Genomic DNA, 24,756 nt, shown 5'->3' with positions numbered 1-24,756 from the left:
GCACCGTGAACGGGTGGTGGCCACCACCCGTTCAAACAAAAGAGGCAGAAGGATCATAACAAATCCTTCTGCCTCTCAAAGTATAAGCCCGGCAAGCGCATGCATGCCGGGCGGTATTGGCGGCGAAACCATCTTGGATGTTAAGACACGGCCGTACCGGTCGTTGCCTTGAGAGCCGACAACAGCGAAAGCATATTGTCGGGAACGTCGCTTGCGGCGAGCTTCGAGGTCGCAACAGCCCCTGCCATGGTGTTAACAGAGTAGACCTGAATGACGCCCTGGTTGGTCGCCGCCTGCGAGGAAATGCCCACCTGATGCTGAGCGCTGACGGCGTTCTCGTAGAGAATGCCGTGCGAGTGCGCTAGCGACTGGTAAAGCGAGCCCATGGCCATTGCCGGCGCATCACCCATGACCTCTACATTGGCCTGGGTGACAGCGTCGGTAATCATACCATTGACCGGAGTGTTATCAGCCATTGTGTATCTCCTGATTGCCTAAAGAAGTGCCGATCCCAAAAGCAATGCTTGCAACCGGCCCTTTCCGCATGTCCTGCGGTCAAATATTTGACGGGGGGCGTTAGGTGTTGTGACGCTGGCCTGGCAAAAACTTGGGCCAGCTCAAACGGCCTTGCCAGGCCGTAAACAGGCGGTTGCGGATCAACACAACCGCCTGCCAAATGTTAGCCCGCAGTTGCGCGCAGTGTCGTCAGAAGCGAAAGCATATTGTCCGGCTCGTCGCTTTTGGCGATTTTGGCGGTTCCGGCGGCACCGGCCATCGTGTCTACGGAATAGATCTGGATAACGCCCTGATTGGTAGCAGCCTGCGAGGTGACGCCGACTTGCTGCTGAGCGCTGATGGCGTTTTCATAGAGAATGCCGGTGGAATGCGCCAGCGACTGGAAGATCGAGCCCATCGCCATTGCCGGGGCATCGCCCAGAACTTTCACATTGGCCTGGGTGACGGCATCGGTGATTTGCCCATTGAGCGGAGTGTTATCAGCCACTTTTTATCTCCTGATTGCTTGGGGAAATGCAGAAGGAAAACGATGACCGTGGTCTGACCGTCTCCTTTTGCATGTAGTGCGTCCAAAGGTTCGACGGGGAACTCGGGTGTCTGTGATGTGGCCGGGCTTAAAACTTGGCGTCGTCAGATATTACCGCCAAACAGAAATCGGGCGGTCGCAGATGGATGCGACCGCCCGATTTGAAACTGGCATGCGCGCCAGAGATTTTTGGGGAAATCAGCCCTTGGTTGCCTGAAGGGCAGTAAGAAGCGACAGCATGTTGTCGGGGACGTCGCTTTTGGCAATCTTGGAGGTCGCAACAGAGTCTGCCATCGTGTCGACCGAGTAGATCTGGATGACGCCCTGATTGGTTGCGGCCTGCGAAGTGATGCCGATCTGCTGCTGTGCGCTGACAGCGTTTTCATAAAGAATGCCGGTGGAATGTGCGAGGGACTGGAAGATCGAGCCCATTGCCATTGCCGGGGCGTCGCCCAGAACCTTCACGTTAGCCTGGGTGACAGCATCAGTGATCTGACCGTTTACCGGGGTCGGAATCGCCATTGTAAACTCTCCTTCGTTACGCTTTGCGGTATGCTGCTTGCTGTTGTGTTTCTATCGTGTTTCTGTCGGGGTTTCGCCGTCCCGTTTTCAGTCTATCGACGCTGGGTGTTGGGTGTTGTGACGCGTCTTTTTGCTGCGGTGATTATTTTTTATCGTCCATCGGGACTATTGAATGCCCGATGCCCTGAGATGTTCACGCGCAAGCTGAACCCGCTTGCGCACCGCGCAATTGCTAAGCCCAAGGGCGTTTGCGATCTCGTCATAGGTGCGGTCCTGAACACAGCGCATCAAAAGCGGTTTGCGCAGTTTTTCCTGCATCGCCAAAAGCGCTGTTTCAAGCTGATCAAGCTTTTCACCGGCCAAATAAGACTCCTCGGGGCTGGGTGTCACCGGGGCGGTCATAGGGGAGGCGGGCGTGTCCGCCGCACCATGGGTTTCTTCGCGATATTCCGCCTTGCGCCGGTTCTGACGGTGCAAATCAATGCAGGCATTATGGACAATGCGTGACAGCCAGGCGCGGTGGTTGCGGATTTCATCCATGGAATCTTCGAACTTGGTCGATGCCTTGACCATCGCTTCGGACAATGCGTCTTGCGCGTCGTCCATATTGCCCGACATCAGTTTCAGGCATTGTTTCAAAAGCGTGTCCTGCTGATCAATCCACAGCGGCCAGAAGTTTGGTGCGGCGGGACCGCTATCTGCTTGTTCTTGCGGTTGGCTTTGTGGTGCGGGCTGTAGCGATGTTTCGCGCCCGTCATCTGGTGACGCCGGTGTGGTCGGTGTGACGGGTGTTTGCGGCACCGGTTCGCGCAATGTCGGGTTTGATGCCCCCGGGACAAGCCCGCGCAAGATATCAAGCGGATCGGTGGGTGCTGTTGCGCCGGGTGTTCCCAGCGCGCCGGCAATGATGTCTTCCGGGCTGGGGCCGGTTCGAGATGGCTCAAGGCCGGGAAAACCCGCCAGCGGGTTGAAATCGGCCGGATATCCGGGCGGCGGGCTATAATGCGCGCGCGCCGTGCCAACTGTTTCTGGGCCAACTGTATTTGTGGCGGGCGGTGTCGGATCTATCGAATGATCGGGGTGCTTGGCCGTGGCCGTAACAGGCGGTTCTGTTTCTGACGCTGGTGTTGCGGGTTGGCTGATCGCGCTTGCATCCAGTGTGGTGTTGGGTCGCGATCTTGACCGGTTGATATCGCTTTGCTGCGCATCACTGTCTTCTGCTTTTGCAAGCTTCGCCAGATAGTCTTCTGCAATCCTTGCCCTTTGTTCCGGTTTCAAACGTGACCAGATTGATGTCACCTTGTCATCGTCGCCCAACGCCAGCGTGAGGCTTTGCTCCAGGGTCTTGGCAAAGCTGATCTCGGCTTCTGTCAGGGTTGTCTCATCCTGCGGACTGTTCTTTTCATTCTGCACTATGGACCCCTCCGGTTGGTTATCTGCAACCATAGGCTGATTAAGTTTTGTGGTAATCATTATGACGAATCCGCAACTAAAATGTGAAGAAAATTAATTATACACTCTATGGTTGTATCAACATGTGCGACGGCACAGCCGTCGCAATGCGGGCTGTCGGACTTATCGGGACGCGATATCGCGCATTGTTGCGCTTGTTGTTTTTATTGGAGTGCTGCGTGTAACCGGGGCTGGACCGCTGTTAGGTCTTTTTGGTGCTGGCCGGTTTTTGTGCGTTTGGCTCGGACGTTCCGGGCTTTTGTGCCTGATCGGGGTCAGAGGCTTTTGCCGGAAAGGCCTCTGCAAGGGCGCTTTCCACCTTTTCGGATAAGGCCTGCATACGGAGATCAATCTCAAGCGCGATGATGTTGCGGATCTCGTTTGCGATCTCGAACATGACCTGTTGCCCATTCTGCGCATTTGGATCGGATGCCATTTGTGGTGCCCCGGCCTGAGGTGTTTGCTGAGATGCTTGTGGCCTTGCACCGGGTGCCGTCTGTGCTGCCGTCTGACCGCCGATTGGGGGCTGCGGGGCCTGGGCACCGGATTTCACGTTCTCGGTATGGGTCGCGATGGTCTGTTTTTGATCAAGAACCTGGGCACGTGCTCGCTCGGCAGCCTGTGACATCGCCTGCTGGGTGGCCAGATATTCCTGATTAAACGCCTTTCTGACCGCATCCTTGCGATCGCTTGCCGTAGCAATATCGTTTTGCGCCTGTCCGCTCATCAGTGGCCTCCCTTGGTGCTGCTGCCAGTGTCCCCCGCATTGCCGCTCTTGCCTTTGCTTGCGCGGCTGGTGGATTTGGCGGTGGTTTGTTTGGCTGGGGAAGGGGGATCCTTCGCATCATCCGATGTGGGTTTTTGCGCGCTGGCTTTGACCGGTGTGGACGGGGCTTGCTTCGCATCCTCCATAAAGGTCGGCGGGATGAAGCCATATTTTTTCAGCTGCGCTGCATCCGGATCGTCGGGCAGGCCGGTCAGGCTGGTTTCAAGCCGCCCGCGGCTATCGGCGATCATGCTGGCCGCGCGGCAGGCGGAATGATCGCTTTGCGCGTTGCAGGTCAGGATCGCGGTCGGGGTGCTGGTTCGGGCCTGGGTCATCAATTGGGCGGTGACGTCAAAGCTGGTCTCGGCCTCATAGCGCACAAGAACAACAAGACCAGCGCCCTTGTCACCTTCGCTGGGCGGGGTGATTTGGGCCCAGAACGGAATGGTGCAATGCGGGCCAATCACAACGGTCCCGGCAACAATCGGGCTGGGCAGGCTGCCAATATATTCCAGATGGATTGGTACAGGTGCATGATCGGCAAAGATTAGCCGGATCAGTGCCAGGTCCGGTGTTGCCTCGCTGCTGCTGGTGCCGACATTTTGTTCAAGATGAAGCGCATGTTGCTCCCCGCCATAAATCGGAACTTCCGACAGCTGGGGAACCGCATTATCGGCATCTGCCGTATCAAACAAAAGGACCCGCATCAGCGACGGCACAGCATCTGGTACGGTGACCGAAAGGCTGGACTGTGCATCTGGTGATGCACCGACATGTAGCGACCATTTGCGCAAGGATGTTGGCACATCGGGTGCCAGCATTTTTGCCGCAATGGCCGTTTGCGCGTTGGTCTTGGTCGGCGACAGGGGATAACCCTGCTCCATGCTGATCGACCAGTCGGGGGTATCGGTTTTACCTTCCGGCTTGCCGGTTAGCGACGGCATGGCGGTACGAAACATGTCATCACCAATGACCGGGCCGCTCATATCGGTTGTACTGCCATCGCCATGGGTGGTGCTAACCCCCCATTGGGCGTCGCTGCTGCTTGCCGCAGCCGCATTGTGCGGGCTTTCTGTTTCGCGGTGTGACGTCGGCATGTGGCTGTGATCGGGTCCACCAAACCCTTCGGAATATCCCCCCGTCGCCAGATTGGGGGTCGGGGCAGGTGCATCACTATCGCCATCAAGCAGATAGCGTTGGATGATCTGAAATGCCGTTTCCATCGGTTGGGGCTGCGCGCTTTGCTCCCTGCTTTGCGTCGGGGGAAAGCCCGGCATACCAAAATCACGACACAAGGCGGACATCATGTCCATGGCGGCTTGCTCCGCGCTGCCGGCGTCGGGATTTTCACTTGGTTCCTGCAGATTGTTTTCCGCCTCTGCCGGGCCGTCCTCGGACGGGTTTGATCCGCTGGCGGATTTTTCAGTGGTTTTTCTTGAAGCCTTGGCTGGTTTGGGCGCGTCACTATCGGTCATGCCTGCACTCCCCAATGGTGCCTTGCAGCGCATAAAAGGGCCGCCATCGTGCCGCCCGTGATCTGCAAGAAGTTATAACGGTTCCTTGCAAACAGACGCGTCTCGCCCGGAGATGTGAAATGTTTTGCCATCAAATGGCGGGTGCAAAGGCCTCGGAGCGACCACAGAAACACAAAACCCCGCCAGGGCTGACCCGGCGGGGTTTTGTAAATCAAAATGGTGCTGGCGATAGGATTTGAACCTACGACCTACGCATTACGAATGCGTTGCTCTACCAGCTGAGCTACGCCAGCACGATTCATTTTGTGGCGCGGAAAATACGGACAAACACCCGCCTTGGCAAGAGGTTTGTTGTTCTTTTTGCCAAGAAATGCCGGACTTTCAACCATGCCCTGAAATCAGAGCGCTAACACACAATATCACATTGACCAGGCTGTAATTATCCGGCTTAGATGTGCGCGCTTGAATTCAATGTACGAGGGCAAAACATGTGTCGTTGGCTAAGCTATATCGGCGATCCGGTTTATCTGGAAAAGCTGGTCTTTGAACCGCGCCATTCGCTGGTCGAGCAAAGCCTGCATGCCGAACAGGCCAAAACGCCGACCAATGGGGACGGGTTTGGCCTTGGCTGGTATGACGAACGCCCGACACCGGGCCTTTATCGTGAGATCCTGCCGGCCTGGAATGACCCGAACCTGCGGTCATTGGCCCATCATATCCGCTCGGGCCTTTTCTTTGCCCATGTCCGCGCCTCGACCGGAACCCACACCAGCCGCACCAACTGCCACCCGTTTTCCCATGACCAGTATCTGTTTATGCATAACGGCCAGATTGGTGATTATCCACTGGTGCGCCGATCACTTGAAATGATGATCGAAGACGAATTCTATGAAGGCCGGCAGGGCTCCACCGATAGCGAGCTGATCTTTTGCCTGATGCTGACGCTTGGCTTGCGCGAAGACCCGCACCGCGCCATCCGCCGCACGATCGAGGTTGTCGAAAATGAAATGAAACAACGCGGCGCAATCGCCCCGTTCCGTTTCACCGCCTGCCTGTCAAACGGCAAAAGCATCTGTGCCATCCGCCACGCCAGCGACGACAAGCCGCCATCACTGTATTGGCGTAAACGCGACGATCACGTGATTGTCGTTTCAGAACCGCTTGATACCGAAAGCGAAAGCTGGAAGGCCGTGGCCCCCAACCACACCCTGCATGTCGAGGGTGATCTGACCATCAGCGAAGAAGCCACTCTCGCCTGCTGATTAAGAGACAACAACAATCTGACTACGTGCCTTAACCAAGGCGCGTTGCAGGGCATCGCCCGGGGCGGCATTCAGCAACACAGTTTGAAAATCGCTGGCATGGCCGTCGCGGCAAAGCGCTTTGCGGCCGACTTTTTTCTCGTCGATCATCAGGATGGCGTGGTCGCAGCAGGATACCAGTGCCCGCCTGGCACGGACTTCGTCCATGTTGAAGTCGAGTAAATCGCCGTCGTCACTCATCCCGCCGACACTGACAATCCCGAAATCGGCACGCATGCTGCCGAAAAAGTCCGCGCTGTCCGCACCAATGATGTCGAGGTCACGGGTGCGCACGGTGCCGCCGGCAAGGCGGAGCGTGACATTGGGTGCATTTTGCAGCGCCATCACCACATGCAGGTTGTTTGTGAGAACCGTTAAGTTGCGATGCGATGCCAGATGCTGGGCGGCGAGTTCGGCGGTGGTGCCGGTGCCAATCGCAATCGTGCAGCCCTCGGGGATTAGGTCGGCGACCTTGGCGGCAATCGCCGTTTTTCCGGTACGGTTCCAGTCTTCGCGTTTTTCATAGGCCGAGTTATCCGGATCGGGTGCTGGGCCAGCCAGACCATGACGGCGAAACACGCGCCCCTGTTCATGTAGATCGCGCAGATCGGTACGGATTGTCTGGACCGAGACGTTAAATCGGCGTGCCAGTTCCTCGACCGCCATAAAGCCTGTCGATTTGACAAGGGCGACGATGCGATCGCGTCGGCGGTCAAGGGGCACTGGATCAGGGGTGTTGGACACGAGTTTTCTTTCGTTCGAAAGTTGTGATTTCGCTTATAGCATATTTATAAACAGCCTCAAACGCCGCTGCATAGCCCGGTTTTCCTGTTGAAACATTTAATTCTTCGTGTTGTCACACAACTGAAATCGAAATCCATATAGCGTCCGGGTCGACAGATTTTCGAACGAAACCTTCTTTCCGATCTATAGGGATGCCGATCATGCGTAACGTTCTTCTTGCTGCGGTTGCCTCTGCCGCGATGATGCTGCCGGTTGTGGGCCAGGCTGCTGAGAAACTGGTTCTTTATACCAGCCAGCCGAACAAGGATGCCCAGACCACTGTTGATGCCTTCATGGCTGCCAATCCGGATGTTGAGGTTGAGTGGGTCCGTGACGGCACCACCAAACTGATGGCCAAGCTGCGTGCAGAAATTGCCGCTGGCGACCCGCGCCCGGATGTTCTTCTGATTGCTGATACCGTCACGCTCGAAGGTCTCAAGCAGGAAGGTCAGCTTCAGGCTTATAAATCTGATGAGGCGAGCGCCTATGAAGACGGTCTTTATGACGGTGACGGCTATTACTATTCGACCAAGCTGATCACCAGCGGCATCGTTTACAACACCGGTGTCAAGGCGCCGAAATCGTGGAAAGACCTTGTTGATCCGGCGGTGAAAAACCAGATCGCAATGCCAAGCCCGCTTTATTCCGGTGCGGCCCTTATTCATCTGTCCACCCTGACCGAGAACAAGGATCTTGGCTGGGATTACTATCAGGCACTGGCAGCCAACGACGCCCGTGCCAAGGGTGGTAACGGTGGCACCTTCAAGGCCGTTGCATCGGGCGAGAAGCCGTACGGTGTGGTTGTTGACTTCCTGGCAATCCGCGGCAAGGCAAATGGCTCGCCGGTTGATTTCGTCTTCCCGGAAGAAGGTGTGACTTACGTGACCGAGCCGGTCGCAATCATGAAAGAAGCCAAGAACGTTGATGCCGCGCACAAGTTCGTTGACTTCGTTCTGTCCGAAGCTGGTCAGGAACTGGTTCTTGATATGGGCTACATCCCGGCACGTAACGGTATGGATCTTCCGGCCGGTTTCCCGGCACGCAGCGACATCAAGCTGATGGACTTCAATCCGGCCATCGCGCTTGAGCAGGCCGAAGCCAACAAAGAAAAATTCGCAGACATCTTCGGGGCTGAATAATGCAGGCTACAGGTCGCCTTCGCGGCGTTCTGCCTGGCATAAGCGCCAAACCAAATGGCAACCGGTCTTCGGACCGGTTGCTCTATTGGTTGGTGGTGCCGGTATTTATTATTTCGATTTTGCCGATCTTGCGCCTTGGGTTTGAGGGCGTCATGGTCGGTGGTGTGCCTTCGTTTGATTATTTTCGTGACGTGCTGGGCAATTCATCGACCTGGCGGGCCACTGCAAACAGTCTTTATACGGCGGGTCTGGGAACGATTATTTCCCTTTTGATTGGCGGTGCCTTTGCCTTTTTGGTCGCGCTGACCGATATACGCGCCAAGGCCGCACTCGTGTTCTGTTTCATGATTCCGATGATGATCCCGCCGCAGATCACGGCCCTTAGCTGGGTGCAGCTGACCGGACCCAGCAGCGCGCTTTTAAACGCCATTGGCATGGCCCCACCCATGGGTTCGCCCCAGCCGCTTTATTCCGCAGAGGGCATTGCCCTTTTGCTGGGTATTCAGCATGCCTCCATCGTGTTTCTGACGCTGCGCGCCAATTTGCGCATGTTGCCGCGTGAACAGATCGAAGCCGCCCGGCTGGCTGGTGCACGCGGCGGGCGTTTGTGGTGGCAGATCATTTTACCGCTGACCAGTCCGGGCCTGATTGCCGGCACTGCGATGGCATTTGTTACCGCTCTTGGCAATTTCGGCATTCCGGCGATGCTGGGCATTCCGGCGGGCTACCAGACCCTGCCGACATTGATTTATCAAAAGCTTGCCGGATTTGGCCCATCGGTTCTGGGCGAGGTTTCCGTGCTTGCCATGTTGATCGGGGCAATTGCCATTTGCGGGGTCGCACTCCATCACCGTTTGCTGTCCAAACGTGACTATCGCTTGATGGGGATGGTCGGGCGGCCGCTTGATGTGAAGCTTGGCGCACGCCGGGGTGCGGTTGAAACCGTCCTTTGGGCGGTGTTGGTGGCTATTCTGGTCATTCCGCTTCTGGCCCTGTTTACGACCGCGCTGGTGCCGGCCTTTGGCGTCAAGCTGACCTTTGCCAATGCCACGTTCGAAGCGTTCCGCGAAGTCATGTTCGTGCAGCCATCGACCATCCGGGCATTCCAGAACAGCTTTGTGCTGTCGGTGGGGGCGGCGGTGACGCTTGTTTTGCTGTGTTTGCCGCTGGCCTATGTGATGGTGCGGCGGTCCTCGAACCTGACCAAGCTGATCAATCTTCTGGTCGAGGTACCCTACGCGCTTCCCGGCGTGGTTCTGGCGATTGCCTGCATCTTGTTGTTCATCCGCATTCCGCTGATTGATGTCAGTCTGTATGGCACGCTTGCGATCATTTTTGTCGCCTACCTTGCGCGTTTCCTTGTGATTGCGCTGCGTCCGGTGATGAACAGCTTTACCCAGCTTGATCCGGCCCTTGAAGAAGCCGCCCAGGCCTGTGGTGCCGGGCTGTCGCGCCGCCTGCGCGATATCCTGCTGCCGCTTGCCGCCCCCTCGGCAGCAGCCGGTGCGCTTTTGGTGTTCCTGACCGCCTTTAACGAACTCACGGTATCGGCGCTTTTGTGGTCGGCGGGGAACGAGACGTTGGGTGTTCTGATTTTCAATCTTGATGACAGTGGCGACACCGTTCTGGCCTCGGCCGTGGCGGTTCTGGTCGTTCTTGTGGTGATCGCGCTGATGAGCTGTTTTCAGCTTGCCGCGCGCCGTTTGCCCAAAGGAGTTGTACCGTGGCAGACATAAATCTTTCGCGCATTACCAAATGCTTTGGCGACTATCGGGCGGTCAATCAGATCTCGCTTGATATTGCTGATGGTGAATTCGTTGCCCTGTTGGGCCCGTCGGGCTGTGGCAAGACAACGCTTTTGCGCCTGCTCGCCGGGTTCGAGGAACCCGATCAGGGGCAGGTATCACTGGGCGGTCAGATCATGGCAAGCCCGGAAAACAACATCATGATCAGTCCCGAGGACCGCAATCTTGGCATTGTGTTTCAGTCCTATGCGCTTTGGCCACATATGTCGGTTGCGCGCAATGTCGGCTATCCGCTTGAAGTGCGCGGTCTAAGCCGCGCCGATCAGGATCGCAAGATTGCCGAGGCACTCGATATCGTCGCCCTTGGTCCCTATGCCAATCGCAGCCCGGCCGAGCTTTCCGGTGGACAGCGTCAGCGTGTTGCATTGGCACGCTGTCTTGTCATGGAGCCAAAGGCGGTGCTGCTTGATGAACCGCTGGCAAACCTTGATGTGCATTTGCGCGAAACGATGCAGCAGGCGTTTCTTGATTTCCATCGCCGCACCGGGGCGACGATGATTTACGTCACCCATGATCAGGCGGAGGCCATGGCGATGGCCGACCGGATTGCGGTGATGGACAAGGGCCATATTCGCCAGATGGCAGCCCCCGAAACACTGTACCGGGAACCCGCCGATCTGATGGTCGCGGGCTTTGTCGGGGCGGGGGCGGTGTTGCCAGTGAACAACATTGCGCTTGGCGATAGCGGGACTTGTTCGGTTCAACTGGGCGACAGCAACATTACCGCCCGCATCTGCCCGAAACTGGCCGATGGCATTGCAGTTGCCAATGCCGGTCTTTGCCTGCGACCCGAAGACGTCTGGGTTAGTGATGAAGCGCCGTTGCGCGGGCAGGTTGATGATTGCGTCTATCTTGGCGGGCGGTTCAAACTGTCAGTGCGGATTGGCGAAGATCACAGCGTACCGGTCTATGCCAACCGCCGGGCGCGGATCGGGGAGCAGGTCGGATTAAAAGTATCGGACGGCTGGGTGTTTGACCGCATGGCAGGTGAGGCCGCCTGATGTCAGCCCGTATGCGTGTTCTTTCGGGACTTGGTGAAAAAGGCCCGGCCTGTTTGCGACTGGAATTCTTTAACCGGCGCTGGCTGCTTGATTGCGGGGTGGGGCCGGAAAGTGATCAGGGGTTTGATCCTGCGTGGCTCAATAAAGTTAACGCTGTTTTCATTACCCACGACCATATCGATCATATCGGGGCGGCGGGCGAAATCGTTGATGCCGGTTTGCCGATCTATTGCACCGAAGTCACTGCGCGGTCGCTGCCCAAGGGGGCGAATGTCGTGCCCTTGCCGCCGTGCGGGGAAATTCAGGTTGATGGCGTGACGGTGACCACCGGGCGCACCGGCCATTCCTTTGGCGGGGTGTGGCTGCATTTCGAACTGGGCGGTGGGGTGCTCTATTCCGGCGATTTTTGCCAGGAATCAGATTATTTCCTGTATGACGCGCCGCCGGATGCTGCGACCGTGTTGCTCGATGCGTCCTATGGCATGGAGCAACTGACCCAGCAGGTCCGCATTGATGCGTTGCTGACCACCATGACCAAGCTGGATGGACAGATCCTGTTTCCAGTCCCGCCAAGCGGCCGGGCGGCGGAAATGGCTGTGCTGTTTGAACGTCATGGCCTGACCGACTGGTCGATGGATGACCGGTGTTATGGGCAAGTCAAACAGGTGCTTGATGCCCGTGGATCGGACTACGTCGCCGGTGATGCCATCCGCCAATTGCGCGCGCTAAAGGACAAGGCAAAGCATTTCAATCCCGATGCGCGGTTGCTGTTGTGTCATGCACCATGCGCGACGTTTGGCAAGGCGCGCGAACTGATTGATCAGTGGCAGGAATCTGGTCGCATGGGATCAAGCGCGCATGTGATCTTTACCGGTTTCATGCCGGTTGAGGCCCGCAAGATGGTCGAAAAGGGCCATGCGCATTTCAGGCGCTGGAACGTGCATCCGCTGGCAAACCATGTGATTGAGCTTGCCAATCAGTGCCACGCCATGCAGGTCGTGCCGCTTTTCACCAGCCGGCCAGAGGATTTTGGGCTTGTCGACGGGTTTGACGGGCGGCTACAGCTTGCTGATCGGTTCTATTTGTAATGCATGCGTTTTCCAACAAAGGTGTTTCCCGGTCATGATCTATGCCGCTGAAAAGTTCGAATTTCCCAAGCTGCCGTTTGTCTTCATCCGGCACGGGGAAACCGATGCCAACCGGGCGGGTATCATTGCCGGGTCAAACGAACCGCCACTCAATGAAACCGGTCGCGCACAGGCGGTTGCGATTGCGCCACTGATGGCGATGGCAAGATGGCATGCGGTCTATGTCAGTCCGCAGGACCGGGCACGGACGACGGCGAACCTCGTGCTGCCCGATTATGAGGCCAAGGTACTTGATGGGCTGCGCGAACGGCATTGGGGCGACCTGGAAGGCCGTCCGATATCCGAAATCTGTCCGCGCTTTGACACGCCGCCAAATGGCGAAGGCTTTGATGCCATGTGTCAGCGCGTATCCTTTGCCATGCAACAGGCCTTGGCCGAGGTCAGCGATGACCTGACCGTGATTGTCGCTCATTCCGGTGTGGCGCGCTGCATTCTGTATATGACCGGGTTTGAGGCCGATGGTCCGCGTGTGCCCAACGCCACCCCGATCCTGTTTCGCCCGACCAAGGATGGTTGGGGCTATGAAAATCTGACCGAAAACCTGATCAAGGAGATTTCTGCGTGACTGAACCCAAAGCCCGTGATGCGCGTGATGCTGCCAAGGACGCTGTGGTATTTGATATGGATGGCACACTGGCGCATTTTGATGCCGATGCTTTGGGGCATCTGGTTCATGGTGTGGAAAAACAGTGGGGTGCGTTCTTTGACGCCATGGACCACGCCAAACCGATTGAAAATATCGAAAAACTGCTGCGCATCCTGCATGCGTCTGGGCATGCGATCCTGATCTGTTCGGGTCGCCCGGCGGGCTGGCAGCATCGATCAGAATCCTGGCTGCGTGCCCATGATATTCCCTTTGATGGCATGTATCTGCGCCCCGAAGATGCCGATCACCGCACCGATGAAGAGGTCAAGGAAGACCTGCTGGCCAAGATCATCGCAGATGGTTTCAACCCGTGGCTTGTGGTCGATGATCGCAGGCGGGTGGTCGATAAATGGCGCGATATGGGCCTGACCTGTTTGCAGTGTGCGCCCGGTGAATTTTGATCATGATTTTTGAGTGTGCGTTTTAATCATCACACAAATAAAAAGACCGGTCTTGCGCCGGTCTTTTTGGTCTGATTATTCGAACAGCTGGCGATAGTCGCCATACCCTTCGGCTTCCAGATCCTCAATCGGGATGAAGCGCAGCGATGCCGAGTTGATGCAATAACGCAACCCGCCGCGATCCTGCGGGCCATCTGGGAAGACGTGACCCAGATGGCTGTCGCCGTGTTTGGATCGGACTTCGATCCGGCGCATGCCGTGCGTGTTGTCTTCCTTGGCAACGATATGATCGGTTTCGACCGGCTTTACAAAGCTTGGCCAGCCACAGCCGCTATCGAACTTGTCGCGTGAGGTAAAAAGCGGCTCGCCCGAGACGATATCAACATAAAGCCCGTCTTCCTTGTGGTCCCAGAAATCATTGCGGAACGGCGGTTCGGTGCCGCTTTCCTGCGTCACATGATACTGTTCGGGCGACAATTCGCGGATGGCATCCGGGTCTTTTTGATATTTGCTCATATTTCGTCACTCCGCCTTTTGGGGCCTTTTAAATCTTCGGGCCAGTGGTTCTTTGTCCCCAAAGATGGTCGGATTATCGCACTTGTCCAGTGGCTTCACATCGAAGTGACTTTGGATGTGGGCGTGATCACCCCTGACACCAAGGCTGGCGCTTGGTTTTGCCATCATAGGGGCGGGCAAGGCCGTTTGCGATGAGCTCAAGATCAAGCGGGCTGTCATCGATCCTGACAGACGCCACCACGCGCCCGCCATAGCGGCCCCATTCCGGTTCGCAGAACTGTACGGATGTCGCGGCCTTCAGCCTGCTTCGGGCATAGTCGCGGGCCTTTTGCGCAAGTTGCTTTTCGCTTTCGCATTTGCCGCGGATTTCCGGGGTGTCGACCCCGCGCACCCGCACCGACATATTGGCGATTTCTTCGGGCAGGCCGGGGATGGCGACATAGATCGTATCGCCGTCATAGGCATAATTGCCGCGATATTCGCGCAGCGGCCAGTCATAGCAGGCGGCAACGGCCGGAAGGCTGGTCAGCAGTGTTACGGCAGCTGTGCATGCCATGAGGGCACGTTTGGAAAAGCGGGATGAGGGATGGTTCGACGTCATCATGGGGCTGTTTCTTAGAGTTTGAGACGGGCAAGGATCTGGGCCGCGCGCTGTTCGACCGGGCCTTTGCGAATTTCGACCAGCTCATAACCGCATTCGCGATAAGTCTGGCACAGCACGACATATGTTCTGACGGATTCGGAGAAGCTTTGTGTTCGCGCCGCATCGTTTTTGTAGATTTCCGACCAGGGCGGCAGGACAAACGCGATCTTGTGGTAGCGATAGGTTCTGATGGCGCGCATTAGATCGGGATTTTCGGAAAGGCCGCTTAGCCTGCGATGGGCGAGCGTGTCGGGCAGGCCGCGATCACAGAAAACCGTGCGCGGATGGTTTTGAATGCCTTCCTGCCAGGCGCGAATGGACCGGCGATACATCAGACCGGCATAGGCATCATTATCCGCCCATGGCAGGGCGGTACCGCCGCGTTCCATCTGTTCTTCGATGATGGCACGCGCCACCTCGGGGCTGGTGTCAAAGCCCCGGTCATCAAGATGATTGATCATTGTGGTTTTGCCCGTACCGGGGCCGCCGGTCAGGACAACAAGGTTGGACGTTATGGGTGTTTGCATTCGTGTTCGTGTCTCCGCAAGCACGCCGTTCTGGTCGGGCTTTGCGGCAAGGGGATGGCAATATTGTTGTTGGTTTTGGGTAGGGGCGCGATCCGCGCGAGTGGCGTTTTTTAACGGCTTCACCCGGCAAGTCAACGGCAAACGCGACGGATGTCTGACTGGCGTTAACTTGCCGGTTTTTCGATACGTGCGAGGATATGATCCGACACCAGTTGCGCCGATGGCGAAAGCCGATGGCCGCGCGCGGTAATCAGGCTATAGGGTTTGATTTCAATCGCGCCATCAAAGGGCAGTTCGGTAATCAGCCCGCCACTGGTCAGAAGGGTTGTGACTTCCTCGGCCATCGGCGCGATGGCATTGGTATCGGCAAGGGTTGCCAGCGTCACCAGAAGGGATGCCGAATTCAAGCTGGAATGGGGCAGGGGCAGGTGGCGCGAAATAAACACATCCTCGATCGTGCGGCGCATCAGGTTGCCTGGCGGCGGTAAAATCCATTCGAACTGTGCCAGCCGTGCCAGCGTGATCGGCGTGTTGCCCTCCAACAGTGGATGGCCAGTGCGCACCATCAGGCGGATTTTCTCGCTTCGAATTTCGCGGATGTTAAACAGACGGGGGTCCATATCCTCGGGCACGCGGCCAATGACAAAGTCGTGGTCGCCCGCCAGCAAATCCTTGATTAGCAAATGCGATGGCCCGACCCCGACATGCGCTTCGAGCAACGAGTTCACGGCCTGAACACTGCGAATGGCAGGGACGACAAGATCGACCGCGGCAGCCGTCACCGCGCCGACAAAAACAGTACCGCCGCCATGTTTGATATCCTCGATCTCGCGTTCGGCTTCGCGGATTTCAATCAACATGCTGCGTGCACGCCGGGCAAGGGCGCGGCCGGCATTGGTCATCTCGATCCCGCGCGGGCTGCGCACGCATAATCTGGCCTCGAGGATGTTTTCCATCTCAGACAATAGTCTAGAGGCGGCCGGTTGCGATGTCTTGAGCATGTCAGCGGCCAGACTGATCTGACCGGTTTCTTCCATCGCAACAATCATGCGCAGGTGACTGAGCTTGAGCCCGCGCTGAAACAGGTTTCCCGACCGGAAAAGCAGGGATTTCGCCGAACTGAGCGGTTGCTGGTTTGTTGATTTTACCATGTGGTTTCCTCCCGCAGGAGCCGAGTTTAATATATCATTTTTGATATGCAAGTTTCGAAATTGTTTATTTGATTGTTATGTAACCCGTCGGAATAATGGCGCCGTGTCCTTTGGGAAAGGGGATACAGCATCAATTGAAAACAAAGACACGACGCATGCAGGCCACACATGCCTGTAAAAGTCGGGCTTAAAGAAAAATGGCTGGTATGCCGTGTCTTTTAGGGAGGATAGCTATGAAACGTCTCAGTGCCGTAATGGCAGGGGTCGCCTTTGGCGCGGCCGCAATGATGAGTCCGATGCTTTCGGGTGGTTACGCCCATGCCGCCGACAAAGGCTATGTCGGGATCGCAATGCCGACCAAATCTTCGTCGCGTTGGATTTCCGATGGTAATTCCATGGTCGAGCAGTTCGAAGCTGCGGGTTATGAAACCGACCTTCAATATGCCGAAGACGATATTCCGAACCAGCTGTCCCAGATCGAGAACATGATCGTTAAAGGCGTCGATGTTCTGGTGATCGCAGCGATTGACGGTACGACGCTTTCGAATGCGCTGGAAAACGCAGCCGCAGCAGGCATCAAGGTGTTTGCCTATGACCGCCTGATCGTCGAAAGCCCGAATGTCGATTACTATTCCACCTTTGATAACTTCAAGGTTGGCGTACAGCAGGCAACCTCGCTGGTTGATGGCCTTATTGCATCGGGTGAGCCGCCCTATAACGTCGAACTTTTTGGCGGGTCGCCGGACGATAACAACGCGTATTTCTTCTATAATGGCGCAATGTCGATCCTGCAGCCGCTGATCGACGAAGGAACTATCGTGATCAAATCCGGCCAGATGGGCATGGACACCGTTGGGACGCTTCGTTGGGATGGTGCGGTTGCACAGGCGCGTATGGATAACCTGCTGTCGGCACATTACACCGACGAAGAAGTTGATGGTGTCCTTTCGCCGTATGATGGTCTGTCGATTGGTATCCTGTCTTCGCTTAAGGGTGTCGGCTATGGCTCCGGCGATATGAAAATGCCGGTTGTGACTGGTCAGGATGCTGAGCTGCCGTCGGTCAAGTCGATCCTTGCTGACGAACAGTATTCCACCATCTTCAAGGACACCCGCGAACTGGCCCGTGTCACCGTTTCGATGGTTGACAGCGTTCTTGCAGGCGAAAAGCCGACCATTAACGACACCAGCACCTATAACAACGGTGTCAAAGTTGTTCCTTCCTATCTGCTTGAGCCGATCATGGTCGACAAATCCAATTGGGAAGAAATCCTGGTCGGGTCCGGCTATTACAGTAAAGACGACGTGCAGTAAGCACAACGGCTTAGACGGCCCCGGCGCACTTGCCGGGGTCGCGTTTCCGAGTGGCTTTCGGAAAACAAAGACCAAAGCAGATCAAGGCGCGGCTGGCTCGCCAGCGGCAGTGGGAGGACCGGATGGATACCATCCTGGAAATGAAGAACATCACCAAGACCTTTCCGGGTGTGAAGGCGCTGGATGATGTCAGCCTGAAAGTGGAACGTGGTGAAATCCATGCACTTTGTGGCGAAAACGGTGCCGGAAAATCCACGCTGATGAAGGTGTTAAGCGGGGTTTACCCGCATGGAACCTATGAAGGTGACATCCTTTATGACGGCGGGGTACAGGAATTCAAGGATATCCGCGACAGCGAAGATCGCGGGATCATCATCATTCATCAGGAGCTGGCCCTGGTGCCGCTTCTCTCGATTGCCGAGAACATCTTTCTGGGCAATGAAGTCAGTGAAAACGGGGTTGTGAACTGGCCGGCGACCTTTGCGCGCACCGGTGAGTTGCTTCAAAAAGTCGGTTTGAAAGAAAACCCGGCGACGCTTGTCACCAATATCGGGGTTGGCAAACAGCAGCTTGTCGAGATTGCCAAGGCGCTTTCGAAAAAGGTGAAGCTTCTGATCCTTGATGAGCCGACAGCAAGTCTTCAGGAAAATGACAGTCAGAAACTGCTCGACCTGTTGCTGGAATTCAAGGCGCAGGGCATTACCTCGATCCTGATTTCGCACAAGCTGAATGAGATCAACCGGGTTGCGGACCGCATCACCATCATTCGCGATGGTCAGGCGATTTCGACCCTGGATGCCCGTGGCGGCACGATCACCGAAGACGACATCGTCAAGGACATGGTCGGGCGCGATATGGCGCACCGCTATCCGGATCGCACGCCCAATATCGGTGCCGAAAAGCTGATGGAAGTCCGCAACTGGTCGGCCACCCACCCGCTGCATCCCGAACGCAAGGTTGTTGATAACGTCAATATCGACGTTGCCGCTGGCGAGGTTGTCGGCATTGCCGGGTTGATGGGGGCGGGGCGCACCGAACTTGCCATGAGCATCTTTGGCCAGTCCTATGGCACCGATATTTCCGGCGAGGTGTTGCTGCGGGGGCAGCCGATTGATGTATCGACCGTGGAAAAGGCGATTGCATCAGGGCTTGCCTATGTCACCGAAGACCGCAAGGAAATGGGGCTGATCCTTGAAGAAAGTATCACGACCAACATCACGCTCGCCAATCTGGGCGGGGTTGCGGAAAACGGTGTTCTGAACGAAGGGGCAGAGCGATCTGTTGCCGAGGAATACCGCAGCAAAATCAACATCCGCACCCCCAATGTGGCGCAAAAGGTCATGAACCTTTCGGGTGGCAATCAGCAGAAAGTCGTTTTGTCGAAATGGCTTTTTGCCGCCCCCGAAGTGCTCATTCTCGATGAGCCGACGCGCGGCATTGATGTCGGGGCGAAATACGAAATTTATACGATTATCAACCAACTGGCAGCCGACGGTAAGGGGGTCATCATGATCTCGTCGGAAATGCCGGAGCTTCTGGGCATGTGCGATCGCATCTACGTCATGAACGAGGGCGAGATCAAAGGGCAGCTTGCGGCAAAGGACGCAAGCCAGGAAGCAATCATGCGCATGATCCTGAAGGCGTGAGGAACGGACAATGACGGATACTGATACCAAATCAATCGGCTACTATCTGCGCACCCATATCCGGGAATACGGCATGGTTGTTGCGCTGGTCGCCATTCTGGCCTTCTTCCAGGTCCTGACCGACGGCATCATGCTCAAGCCGGTCAACCTGACCAACCTGTTCCTGCAAAACAGCTATATCATCATCATGGCCGTTGGCATGCTGCTGGTGATTGTTGGCGGCAATATCGACCTGTCGGTCGGCTCTGTCGTTGGCTTTATCGGCGCTTTGGCTGCGGTGATGATTGTTAACTGGGATTTGCCGACAGCCCTTGTCATCCCGGTCTGCCTGATTGCCGGTGCGATCATTGGCGCGGCGCAAGGGTACTGGGTGGCTTATTGGCGAATTCCATCCTTTATCGTAACGCTGGCCGGTATGCTGGTCTTTAAGGGCCTGACGCTTGCCCTTCTGGGCGGGGCATCGGTCGGACCGTTCCCGGATGGCTTCCAGGCGATGTCTTCGGGCTTTATCCCGGATTTCTTTGGCGGCTTGATCGAAGGGCGCTTTAACCTGTTTTCCATGTCGCTGGGTGTGGCCCTGGCCGCGATCCTGCCGATCCTGGGGCTGCGCGCACGCGCCAAACAGGCGAAGTTCGCAGCCGTCGAAGAACCGATGGCAGTGTTTGTTACCAAGCATGCGGTGGCGGGTCTTGCGATCCTGTTTGTGACCTATCTGCTGTCGACCTATCGCGGGTTGCCAAACATTCTGGTGATCATGGCGCTTCTGATCGCGATCTTTACCTTTGTCACCAACTCAACGACGCTGGGTCGTCGTATCTATGCGCTGGGCGGTAATGAAAAGGCCGCCAAACTTTCGGGCATCAATACCAAACGCCTGACCTTCCTGACATTTGCCAATATGGGCATGCTGGCCGCCCTTGCCGGGCTGGTGTTTGCTGCGCGTTTGAATACGGCAACGCCCAAGGCCGGTCTTGCGTTCGAGCTTGATGTGATTGCCGCTGTCTTCATCGGTGGTGCATCAATGTCGGGCGGGGTTGGCAAGGTGATCGGTGCTGTGGTTGGTGCGCTGATCATGGGTGTCATGAATAACGGGATGTCGATTATCGGTGTCGGGATTGACTGGCAACAGGTGATCAAGGGCCTTGTGCTTTTGGCTGCCGTGATCTTCGACGTCTACAACAAAAACAAGGCGTAACACTAACTGACGCGGAACGGTGCCGTCATGGACATCACAATCAACAGCGCCAGTTGGTTGCCATGATGGCCCGTTCTCAGTCCCCCCTTTGCAGTCGTTGCGGCTGCAATCCTGCGGGTCCGTCACCACAATAAGTAAAAAAGGAAAACGGGCATGACGAAGTTCAAACCGGCACCTTGGCCACGCACCTTGCGGTCACAAGAAGGTTGGTTCGGCGGAACCAGCAAGGACAATATTTATCACCGCAGCTGGATGAAGAACCAGGGCTTGCCATCGGATCTGTTTGATGGTCGTCCGGTGATTGGCATTTGTAACACCTGGTCGGAACTGACCCCATGTAATGCCCATCTGCGTGATCTGGCCGAGCGGGTCAAACACGGCATTTACGAAGCCGGTGGCCTGCCGCTTGAATTCCCGGTGTTTTCGACCGGTGAAAGTACGCTCCGCCCGACCGCAATGATGTTCCGTAACCTTGCCTCGATGGATGTTGAGGAAATGCTGCGCGGGACACCGCTGGATGGCGTTGTCCTGATGGTCGGGTGCGATAAAACCACGCCATCACTTTTGATGGGGGCGGCCAGCGTTGATATCCCGGCCATCGTCGTCACCGGCGGTCCGATGCTTAATGGCAAGTGGCGCGGTGAGGATATCGGATCGGGTACCTCGCTCTGGCAATTGGCTGAGGCGCGCAAGGCTGGCAAGATCAGCACCGAAGATTTCCTTGAAGCCGAAATCGCCATGTCACGCTCGCCTGGATCATGCAACACCATGGGTACGGCATCGACCATGGCCAGCATGGCCGAGGCGCTTGGCATGGCGCTTTCGGGTAATGCCGCCATTCCCGCCGTTGACAGCCGCCGTCGTGTGATGGCGCATGTCACGGGGCGGCGTATCGTTCAGATGGTCAAGGATGACCTTAAGCCCTCTGACGTCATGACCAAGGAAGCGTTTGAAAACGCCATCCGTGTCAATGGTGCGATTGGCGGATCGACCAATGCGGTGATCCATCTTCTAGCGATTGCCGGGCGTGTTGGCATTGACCTGTCGCTTGATGACTGGGACCGCTTGGGCAAGGACATCCCGACCATTGTCAACCTGCAGCCATCTGGCGACTACCTGATGGAGGAATTCTTCTATTCCGGTGGTCTGCCTGTGGTGATCAAGGCATTGGGCGAGGCGGGCAAGCTTCACAATGACGCCCTGACCGTGTCGGGCGACACCATGTGGGATCAGGTCAAGGATGTGCGCAACTGGAACGAAGACGTCATTCGCCCGTTCGAAAAGGCCCTGACCGCCAGTGGCGGCATTGCGGTGGTCAAAGGCAACCTCGCCCCCAATGGGGCGGTGATCAAACCATCCGCGGCAACGCCGGAGCTGCTGACCCATCGTGGGCGGGCTGTGGTGTTTGAAGATATTGATGATTACAAGGCCAAGATCTATGACGATAACCTTGATATCGATGAAACCTGCATCATGGTTCTGAAGAACTGCGGTCCGAAAGGTTATCCGGGCATGGCAGAAGTCGGCAATATGGGCCTGCCGCCCAAGGTGCTGCGCAAGGGCATCACCGACATGGTCCGCATTTCAGATGCGCGGATGAGCGGCACGGCATACGGCACAGTCGTCCTGCACACATCACCCGAAGCCGCCGCCGGTGGCCCGCTGGCCGTGGTGCAGAATGGCGACATGATCGAACTCGATGTCCCCAACCGTCGCCTGCATCTCGATATCAGCGACGCAGAACTTGCTCAGCGCCTGGCAGATTGGAAAACCACCGTTCCGGTCCCCACCAGCGGTTATGCATCGCTCTATTACAAGTCGGTCATCGGAGCCGATCGCGGAGCCGACTTCGACTTCCTCGTCGGCCATCGCGGCAAGGAAATCCCGAAGGATAGTCACTAGGGGCCGAGGGCGATATCCCGACAACAAACAAAAACCGGCTGGTGCAGATGTGCCAGCCGGTTTCTTCGTTCCTGAGGCTTTGGGATTATTCGGCAATCTGCCGGATCGCTGCTGGCATATCATGATAGGCGGTCACAACCGCATCCGCGCCAAGCGACTTGGCGCGTGTATCATCGACTTCCATGGCTACGGCAATAGCATGGATGCCGGCTGCGCGGGCGGCGTTTACATCATTGGCATGATCGCCGACCATGATGGCAGTGTCGGTTGATTTATCAAAACCAAGCCTATCCAGCACAAACTCAAGAAAGCGACCATCGGGCTTTTTGACCTCAAAACTGTTGCCGCCAGCGATGACGCCAAACAGACCCGCGACCCCGAGTTTGGTAAGGATTGCCTTGCAGGGCGCCTCAGGTTTGTTGGAGGCCAGCGCAATCGTCCAGCCGTCTGACTTTAGTTCGCGTAAGACGGTTTCGGCATTTTCAAACAGACGGGTGTAGGCATAGTCGGTTTCGACGTAGCGAGCATTGAAATCGATATTGAGCTCATCGAGCATCGCATCAGTTGGTGTTTCACCGCGCGCAGAAAAGGCGCGCTTGGTCAGCATCCAAGTGCCATCGCCCAGCATCGCCTCGATATCATGGCGCACAAGCGGTTCATGCCCGTGGGCGGCCAGCAAATCATTCATCGCAAACAGGATGTCATCGACCCCGTCAATCAGGGTGCCATCAAGGTCGAACAGGATGAATTTTGCCATCGGGTGGGGCTCCTTTGGGATGAATGGGCGACAAAGGTGACGGGGGCGGTGTGGTTTATAGGAACTTAACCGATATCGTGCCATTAACAATCGGTAACATCTGCTAACAGCCAGTAACAAAACGTGATTCTTTATGGGCTTTTGCTTGAAAAGAATATGTTTTAAGACTTGCTGCGAATTGGATTATTTGCATCACACATCGTCGTGATGACACTTTCAAAGGGGATGCTGCGCAATCGCAGCCATCAGGGTAATAAATGTCGCTTGAGCTAAGTGTTGTTGTTTTGGCCGCCGGGATGGGCACACGCATGAAAAGTGCACTGCCCAAAGTCATGCACAAGGTCGCCGGCAAGCCGATGGTCAGTCATGTCATTGATACTGCTGCCCACCTGAATGCGACAAAAACCATGGTCGTTGTCGGTCCGGATATGCCCGATCTGATCAAGACCGTTTCCCCGCATCCGACTTTTGAGCAAACCGATCGCCTTGGAACCGCGCACGCCGTTCTGGCCGCGCGTGACGGCCTTTCGGGGCTGCGCGGCAATGTCCTGGTGCTGTATGCCGACAGCCCGCTTTTCACCGCAGAAACGCTGGCGCGCCTTGTCGCCGCACGCGAAGAAAATGATCATGCCGTCGCGGTTTTGGGCTTCCGCCCGGACGACCCCACTGGGTATGGCCGCCTTGTCACCGATGACAAGACCGGTACCTTGACCGCAATCGTCGAGGACAAGGAATGCGATGATACCCAACGCCTGATCAATTTCTGCAATTCCGGGGTGATGTGTTTCAAGGCCGAAGATATGATTACAACCCTTGAGGCGATTGATAACGCCAATGCCAATGGTGAGTATTACCTGACCGACGCGGTCGAAGTTGCGCAGAAGAATGGCCAAAGCTGTGCCGCGGTCGAGGTCGATGAGGCAGAGACACTTGGTGTCAATTCCCGTACCCAGCTCGCCGTTGCCGAGGCCATCGTTCAAAACCGCCTGCGCGAAGCAGCAATGGCAGAGGGCGCGACCCTGGTTGATCCAGCGTCAGTATTTTTGAGTGCTGATACCAAGCTTGGCCGTGACGTGATTGTTGAACCGAATGTGGTTTTCGGACCGGGTGTCACGGTGGGCGACAATGTCGTGATCAAGGCATTCAGCCATCTTGAAAGCTGTGTGGTTGGCGAGGGTGCCGATATCGGCCCTTATGCTCGTTTGCGGCCGGGGGCGGAAATTGGTGCCGGTGCACGCGTTGGTAACTTTGTCGAGATCAAGAAGGCCGTCGTCGAGGACGGGGCCAAGGTCAATCATCTGAGCTATATCGGCGATGCCCGTGTCGGCACCAAGGCCAATATCGGGGCCGGGACGATCACGTGTAACTATGACGGTTTCCGCAAGCAGCATACCGACATCGGGGCCGGCGCCTTTATCGGCTCGAACTCATCACTCGTCGCACCGGTGGAAATTGGCGATAGGGCGATTGTCGGAGCGGGCAGTACGGTGACCGGCAAGGTTGAGGCGGATGCCCTAACCCTGACCCGGGCCGAACGGATCGAGAAAAAAGGCTGGGCTGCCAAGTTTCGCGAAAAAATGCGCGAACTGACCGGCAAGAAATAGCCCAAACCAAAGATTATCAAA

At 56.5% G+C, this 24,756-nt stretch carries 24 protein-coding genes and 1 tRNA gene; 12 read left to right on the top strand and 13 right to left on the bottom strand.

Annotation, left to right across the window (positions count from 1 at the left end):
* Positions 1-140: 140 nt before the first annotated feature.
* From ACXAIA_RS15935 to ACXAIA_RS15905, 7 genes are all read right to left on the bottom strand, one after another.
* Positions 141-476 carry a RebB family R body protein gene (locus ACXAIA_RS15935; protein ID WP_044827380.1) on the bottom strand — a complete coding sequence of 112 codons (336 nt, stop codon included), beginning with the start codon at positions 474-476 and terminating at the stop codon, positions 141-143.
* A 203-nt stretch (positions 477-679) separates the two neighbouring features.
* Positions 680-1,003, bottom strand: coding sequence for a RebB family R body protein (locus ACXAIA_RS15930; protein WP_475350190.1), 324 nt, complete (start codon positions 1,001-1,003; stop codon positions 680-682).
* 237 nt (positions 1,004-1,240) lie between these two features.
* A complete protein-coding gene (locus ACXAIA_RS15925; RefSeq protein WP_008890488.1) occupies positions 1,241-1,564 on the bottom strand; it encodes a RebB family R body protein in 324 nt (107 codons plus the stop codon).
* A 165-nt stretch (positions 1,565-1,729) separates the two neighbouring features.
* Entirely contained in the window at positions 1,730-2,977 is a 1,248-nt protein-coding gene (locus tag ACXAIA_RS15920; RefSeq protein ID WP_475350189.1) for an RNA polymerase sigma factor, read from the bottom strand.
* A gap of 241 nt (positions 2,978-3,218) precedes the next feature.
* Positions 3,219-3,743 carry a hypothetical protein gene (locus tag ACXAIA_RS15915; RefSeq protein WP_475350188.1) on the bottom strand — a complete coding sequence of 175 codons (525 nt, stop codon included), beginning with the start codon at positions 3,741-3,743 and terminating at the stop codon, positions 3,219-3,221.
* Positions 3,743-5,257, bottom strand: coding sequence for a hypothetical protein (locus ACXAIA_RS15910; RefSeq protein ID WP_475350187.1), 1,515 nt, complete (start codon positions 5,255-5,257; stop codon positions 3,743-3,745). Before ACXAIA_RS15910 ends, ACXAIA_RS15915 begins: the two co-directional genes overlap by 1 nt.
* 217 nt (positions 5,258-5,474) lie before the next feature.
* A tRNA-Thr gene (locus ACXAIA_RS15905) sits at positions 5,475-5,550 on the bottom strand.
* Positions 5,551-5,745: 195 nt separating this feature from the next.
* Here ACXAIA_RS15905 and ACXAIA_RS15900 point away from each other — a divergent pair.
* Positions 5,746-6,519, top strand: coding sequence for a class II glutamine amidotransferase (locus ACXAIA_RS15900; RefSeq protein WP_475350186.1), 774 nt, complete (start codon positions 5,746-5,748; stop codon positions 6,517-6,519).
* On the opposite strand, the gene ACXAIA_RS15895 is transcribed toward ACXAIA_RS15900, so the two are convergent.
* Positions 6,520-7,302, bottom strand: coding sequence for a DeoR/GlpR family DNA-binding transcription regulator (locus ACXAIA_RS15895; protein ID WP_475350185.1), 783 nt, complete (start codon positions 7,300-7,302; stop codon positions 6,520-6,522).
* Positions 7,303-7,502: 200 nt separating this feature from the next.
* Here ACXAIA_RS15895 and ACXAIA_RS15890 point away from each other — a divergent pair, with 200 nt between their 5' ends.
* The 6 genes from ACXAIA_RS15890 to ACXAIA_RS15865 are packed head-to-tail and all read left to right on the top strand — an operon-like array spanning position 7,503 to position 13,481.
* Positions 7,503-8,480 carry an ABC transporter substrate-binding protein gene (locus tag ACXAIA_RS15890; RefSeq protein ID WP_475350184.1) on the top strand — a complete coding sequence of 326 codons (978 nt, stop codon included), beginning with the start codon at positions 7,503-7,505 and terminating at the stop codon, positions 8,478-8,480.
* Positions 8,480-10,216 carry an ABC transporter permease gene (locus tag ACXAIA_RS15885; RefSeq protein ID WP_475350183.1) on the top strand — a complete coding sequence of 579 codons (1,737 nt, stop codon included), beginning with the start codon at positions 8,480-8,482 and terminating at the stop codon, positions 10,214-10,216. The genes ACXAIA_RS15890 and ACXAIA_RS15885 overlap by 1 nt, the downstream gene beginning before the upstream one ends.
* Positions 10,204-11,286, top strand: a complete 1,083-nt coding sequence (locus tag ACXAIA_RS15880) for an ABC transporter ATP-binding protein (protein ID WP_475350182.1) — start codon at positions 10,204-10,206, stop codon at positions 11,284-11,286. The genes ACXAIA_RS15885 and ACXAIA_RS15880 overlap by 13 nt, the downstream gene beginning before the upstream one ends.
* The gene (locus ACXAIA_RS15875; RefSeq protein WP_475350181.1) at positions 11,286-12,374 is read left to right on the top strand and encodes an MBL fold metallo-hydrolase; all 1,089 of its coding nucleotides are present in this window, start codon (positions 11,286-11,288) and stop codon (positions 12,372-12,374) included. Before ACXAIA_RS15880 ends, ACXAIA_RS15875 begins: the two co-directional genes overlap by 1 nt.
* A 34-nt stretch (positions 12,375-12,408) precedes the next feature.
* Positions 12,409-12,999 carry a histidine phosphatase family protein gene (locus ACXAIA_RS15870; protein WP_475345477.1) on the top strand — a complete coding sequence of 197 codons (591 nt, stop codon included), beginning with the start codon at positions 12,409-12,411 and terminating at the stop codon, positions 12,997-12,999.
* A complete protein-coding gene (locus ACXAIA_RS15865) occupies positions 12,996-13,481 on the top strand; it encodes a phosphatase domain-containing protein (RefSeq protein ID WP_475350180.1) in 486 nt (161 codons plus the stop codon). The genes ACXAIA_RS15870 and ACXAIA_RS15865 overlap by 4 nt, the downstream gene beginning before the upstream one ends.
* A 75-nt stretch (positions 13,482-13,556) precedes the next feature.
* On the opposite strand, the gene msrB is transcribed toward ACXAIA_RS15865, so the two are convergent.
* From msrB to ACXAIA_RS15845, 4 genes are all read right to left on the bottom strand, one after another.
* Positions 13,557-13,997, bottom strand: coding sequence for a peptide-methionine (R)-S-oxide reductase MsrB (gene msrB, locus ACXAIA_RS15860; RefSeq protein ID WP_475350179.1), 441 nt, complete (start codon positions 13,995-13,997; stop codon positions 13,557-13,559).
* A 127-nt stretch (positions 13,998-14,124) separates the two neighbouring features.
* Positions 14,125-14,601 carry a thermonuclease family protein gene (locus ACXAIA_RS15855; protein WP_475350178.1) on the bottom strand — a complete coding sequence of 159 codons (477 nt, stop codon included), beginning with the start codon at positions 14,599-14,601 and terminating at the stop codon, positions 14,125-14,127.
* 11 nt (positions 14,602-14,612) lie between these two features.
* Positions 14,613-15,167 (bottom strand): AAA family ATPase, encoded by a 555-nt coding sequence (locus ACXAIA_RS15850; RefSeq protein ID WP_475350177.1) that lies wholly within the window; start codon positions 15,165-15,167, stop codon positions 14,613-14,615.
* A gap of 164 nt (positions 15,168-15,331) precedes the next feature.
* Positions 15,332-16,318: a LysR family transcriptional regulator gene (locus ACXAIA_RS15845; protein ID WP_475350176.1), complete on the bottom strand. Its 987-nt coding sequence runs from the start codon at positions 16,316-16,318 to the stop codon at positions 15,332-15,334.
* Positions 16,319-16,551: 233 nt separating this feature from the next.
* On the opposite strand from ACXAIA_RS15845, the gene chvE reads away from it, so the two are divergent.
* From chvE to araD, 4 genes are all read left to right on the top strand, one after another.
* Positions 16,552-17,631: a multiple monosaccharide ABC transporter substrate-binding protein gene (chvE, locus tag ACXAIA_RS15840; RefSeq protein WP_475345485.1), complete on the top strand. Its 1,080-nt coding sequence runs from the start codon at positions 16,552-16,554 to the stop codon at positions 17,629-17,631.
* A 122-nt stretch (positions 17,632-17,753) separates the two neighbouring features.
* Complete coding sequence (gene mmsA / locus ACXAIA_RS15835; RefSeq protein WP_475350175.1) at positions 17,754-19,277, top strand: multiple monosaccharide ABC transporter ATP-binding protein; 1,524 nt, start codon at positions 17,754-17,756, stop codon at positions 19,275-19,277.
* A 10-nt stretch (positions 19,278-19,287) separates the two neighbouring features.
* Positions 19,288-20,472, top strand: a complete 1,185-nt coding sequence (mmsB, locus tag ACXAIA_RS15830) for a multiple monosaccharide ABC transporter permease (RefSeq protein WP_475350174.1) — start codon at positions 19,288-19,290, stop codon at positions 20,470-20,472.
* Between the two features lie 153 nt (positions 20,473-20,625).
* Positions 20,626-22,374, top strand: a complete 1,749-nt coding sequence (gene araD / locus ACXAIA_RS15825) for an L-arabinonate dehydratase (RefSeq protein ID WP_475345488.1) — start codon at positions 20,626-20,628, stop codon at positions 22,372-22,374.
* A gap of 85 nt (positions 22,375-22,459) precedes the next feature.
* Here araD and ACXAIA_RS15820 read toward each other — a convergent pair whose 3' ends face one another.
* The gene (locus ACXAIA_RS15820; protein ID WP_475350173.1) at positions 22,460-23,131 is read right to left on the bottom strand and encodes an HAD family hydrolase; all 672 of its coding nucleotides are present in this window, start codon (positions 23,129-23,131) and stop codon (positions 22,460-22,462) included.
* Between the two features lie 257 nt (positions 23,132-23,388).
* Between ACXAIA_RS15820 and glmU the strand changes: the two genes are divergently transcribed.
* Positions 23,389-24,735, top strand: a complete 1,347-nt coding sequence (glmU, locus tag ACXAIA_RS15815; RefSeq protein WP_475350172.1) for a bifunctional UDP-N-acetylglucosamine diphosphorylase/glucosamine-1-phosphate N-acetyltransferase GlmU — start codon at positions 23,389-23,391, stop codon at positions 24,733-24,735.
* The last annotated feature ends 21 nt before the right edge of the window (positions 24,736-24,756 follow it).

The sequence above is a fragment of the Thalassospira sp. ABL2_045 genome (genome assembly GCF_056161285.1).
The sequence above is the reverse complement of the archived record's forward strand: the minus strand, read 5'-3'. Positions and strand labels throughout refer to the sequence as shown.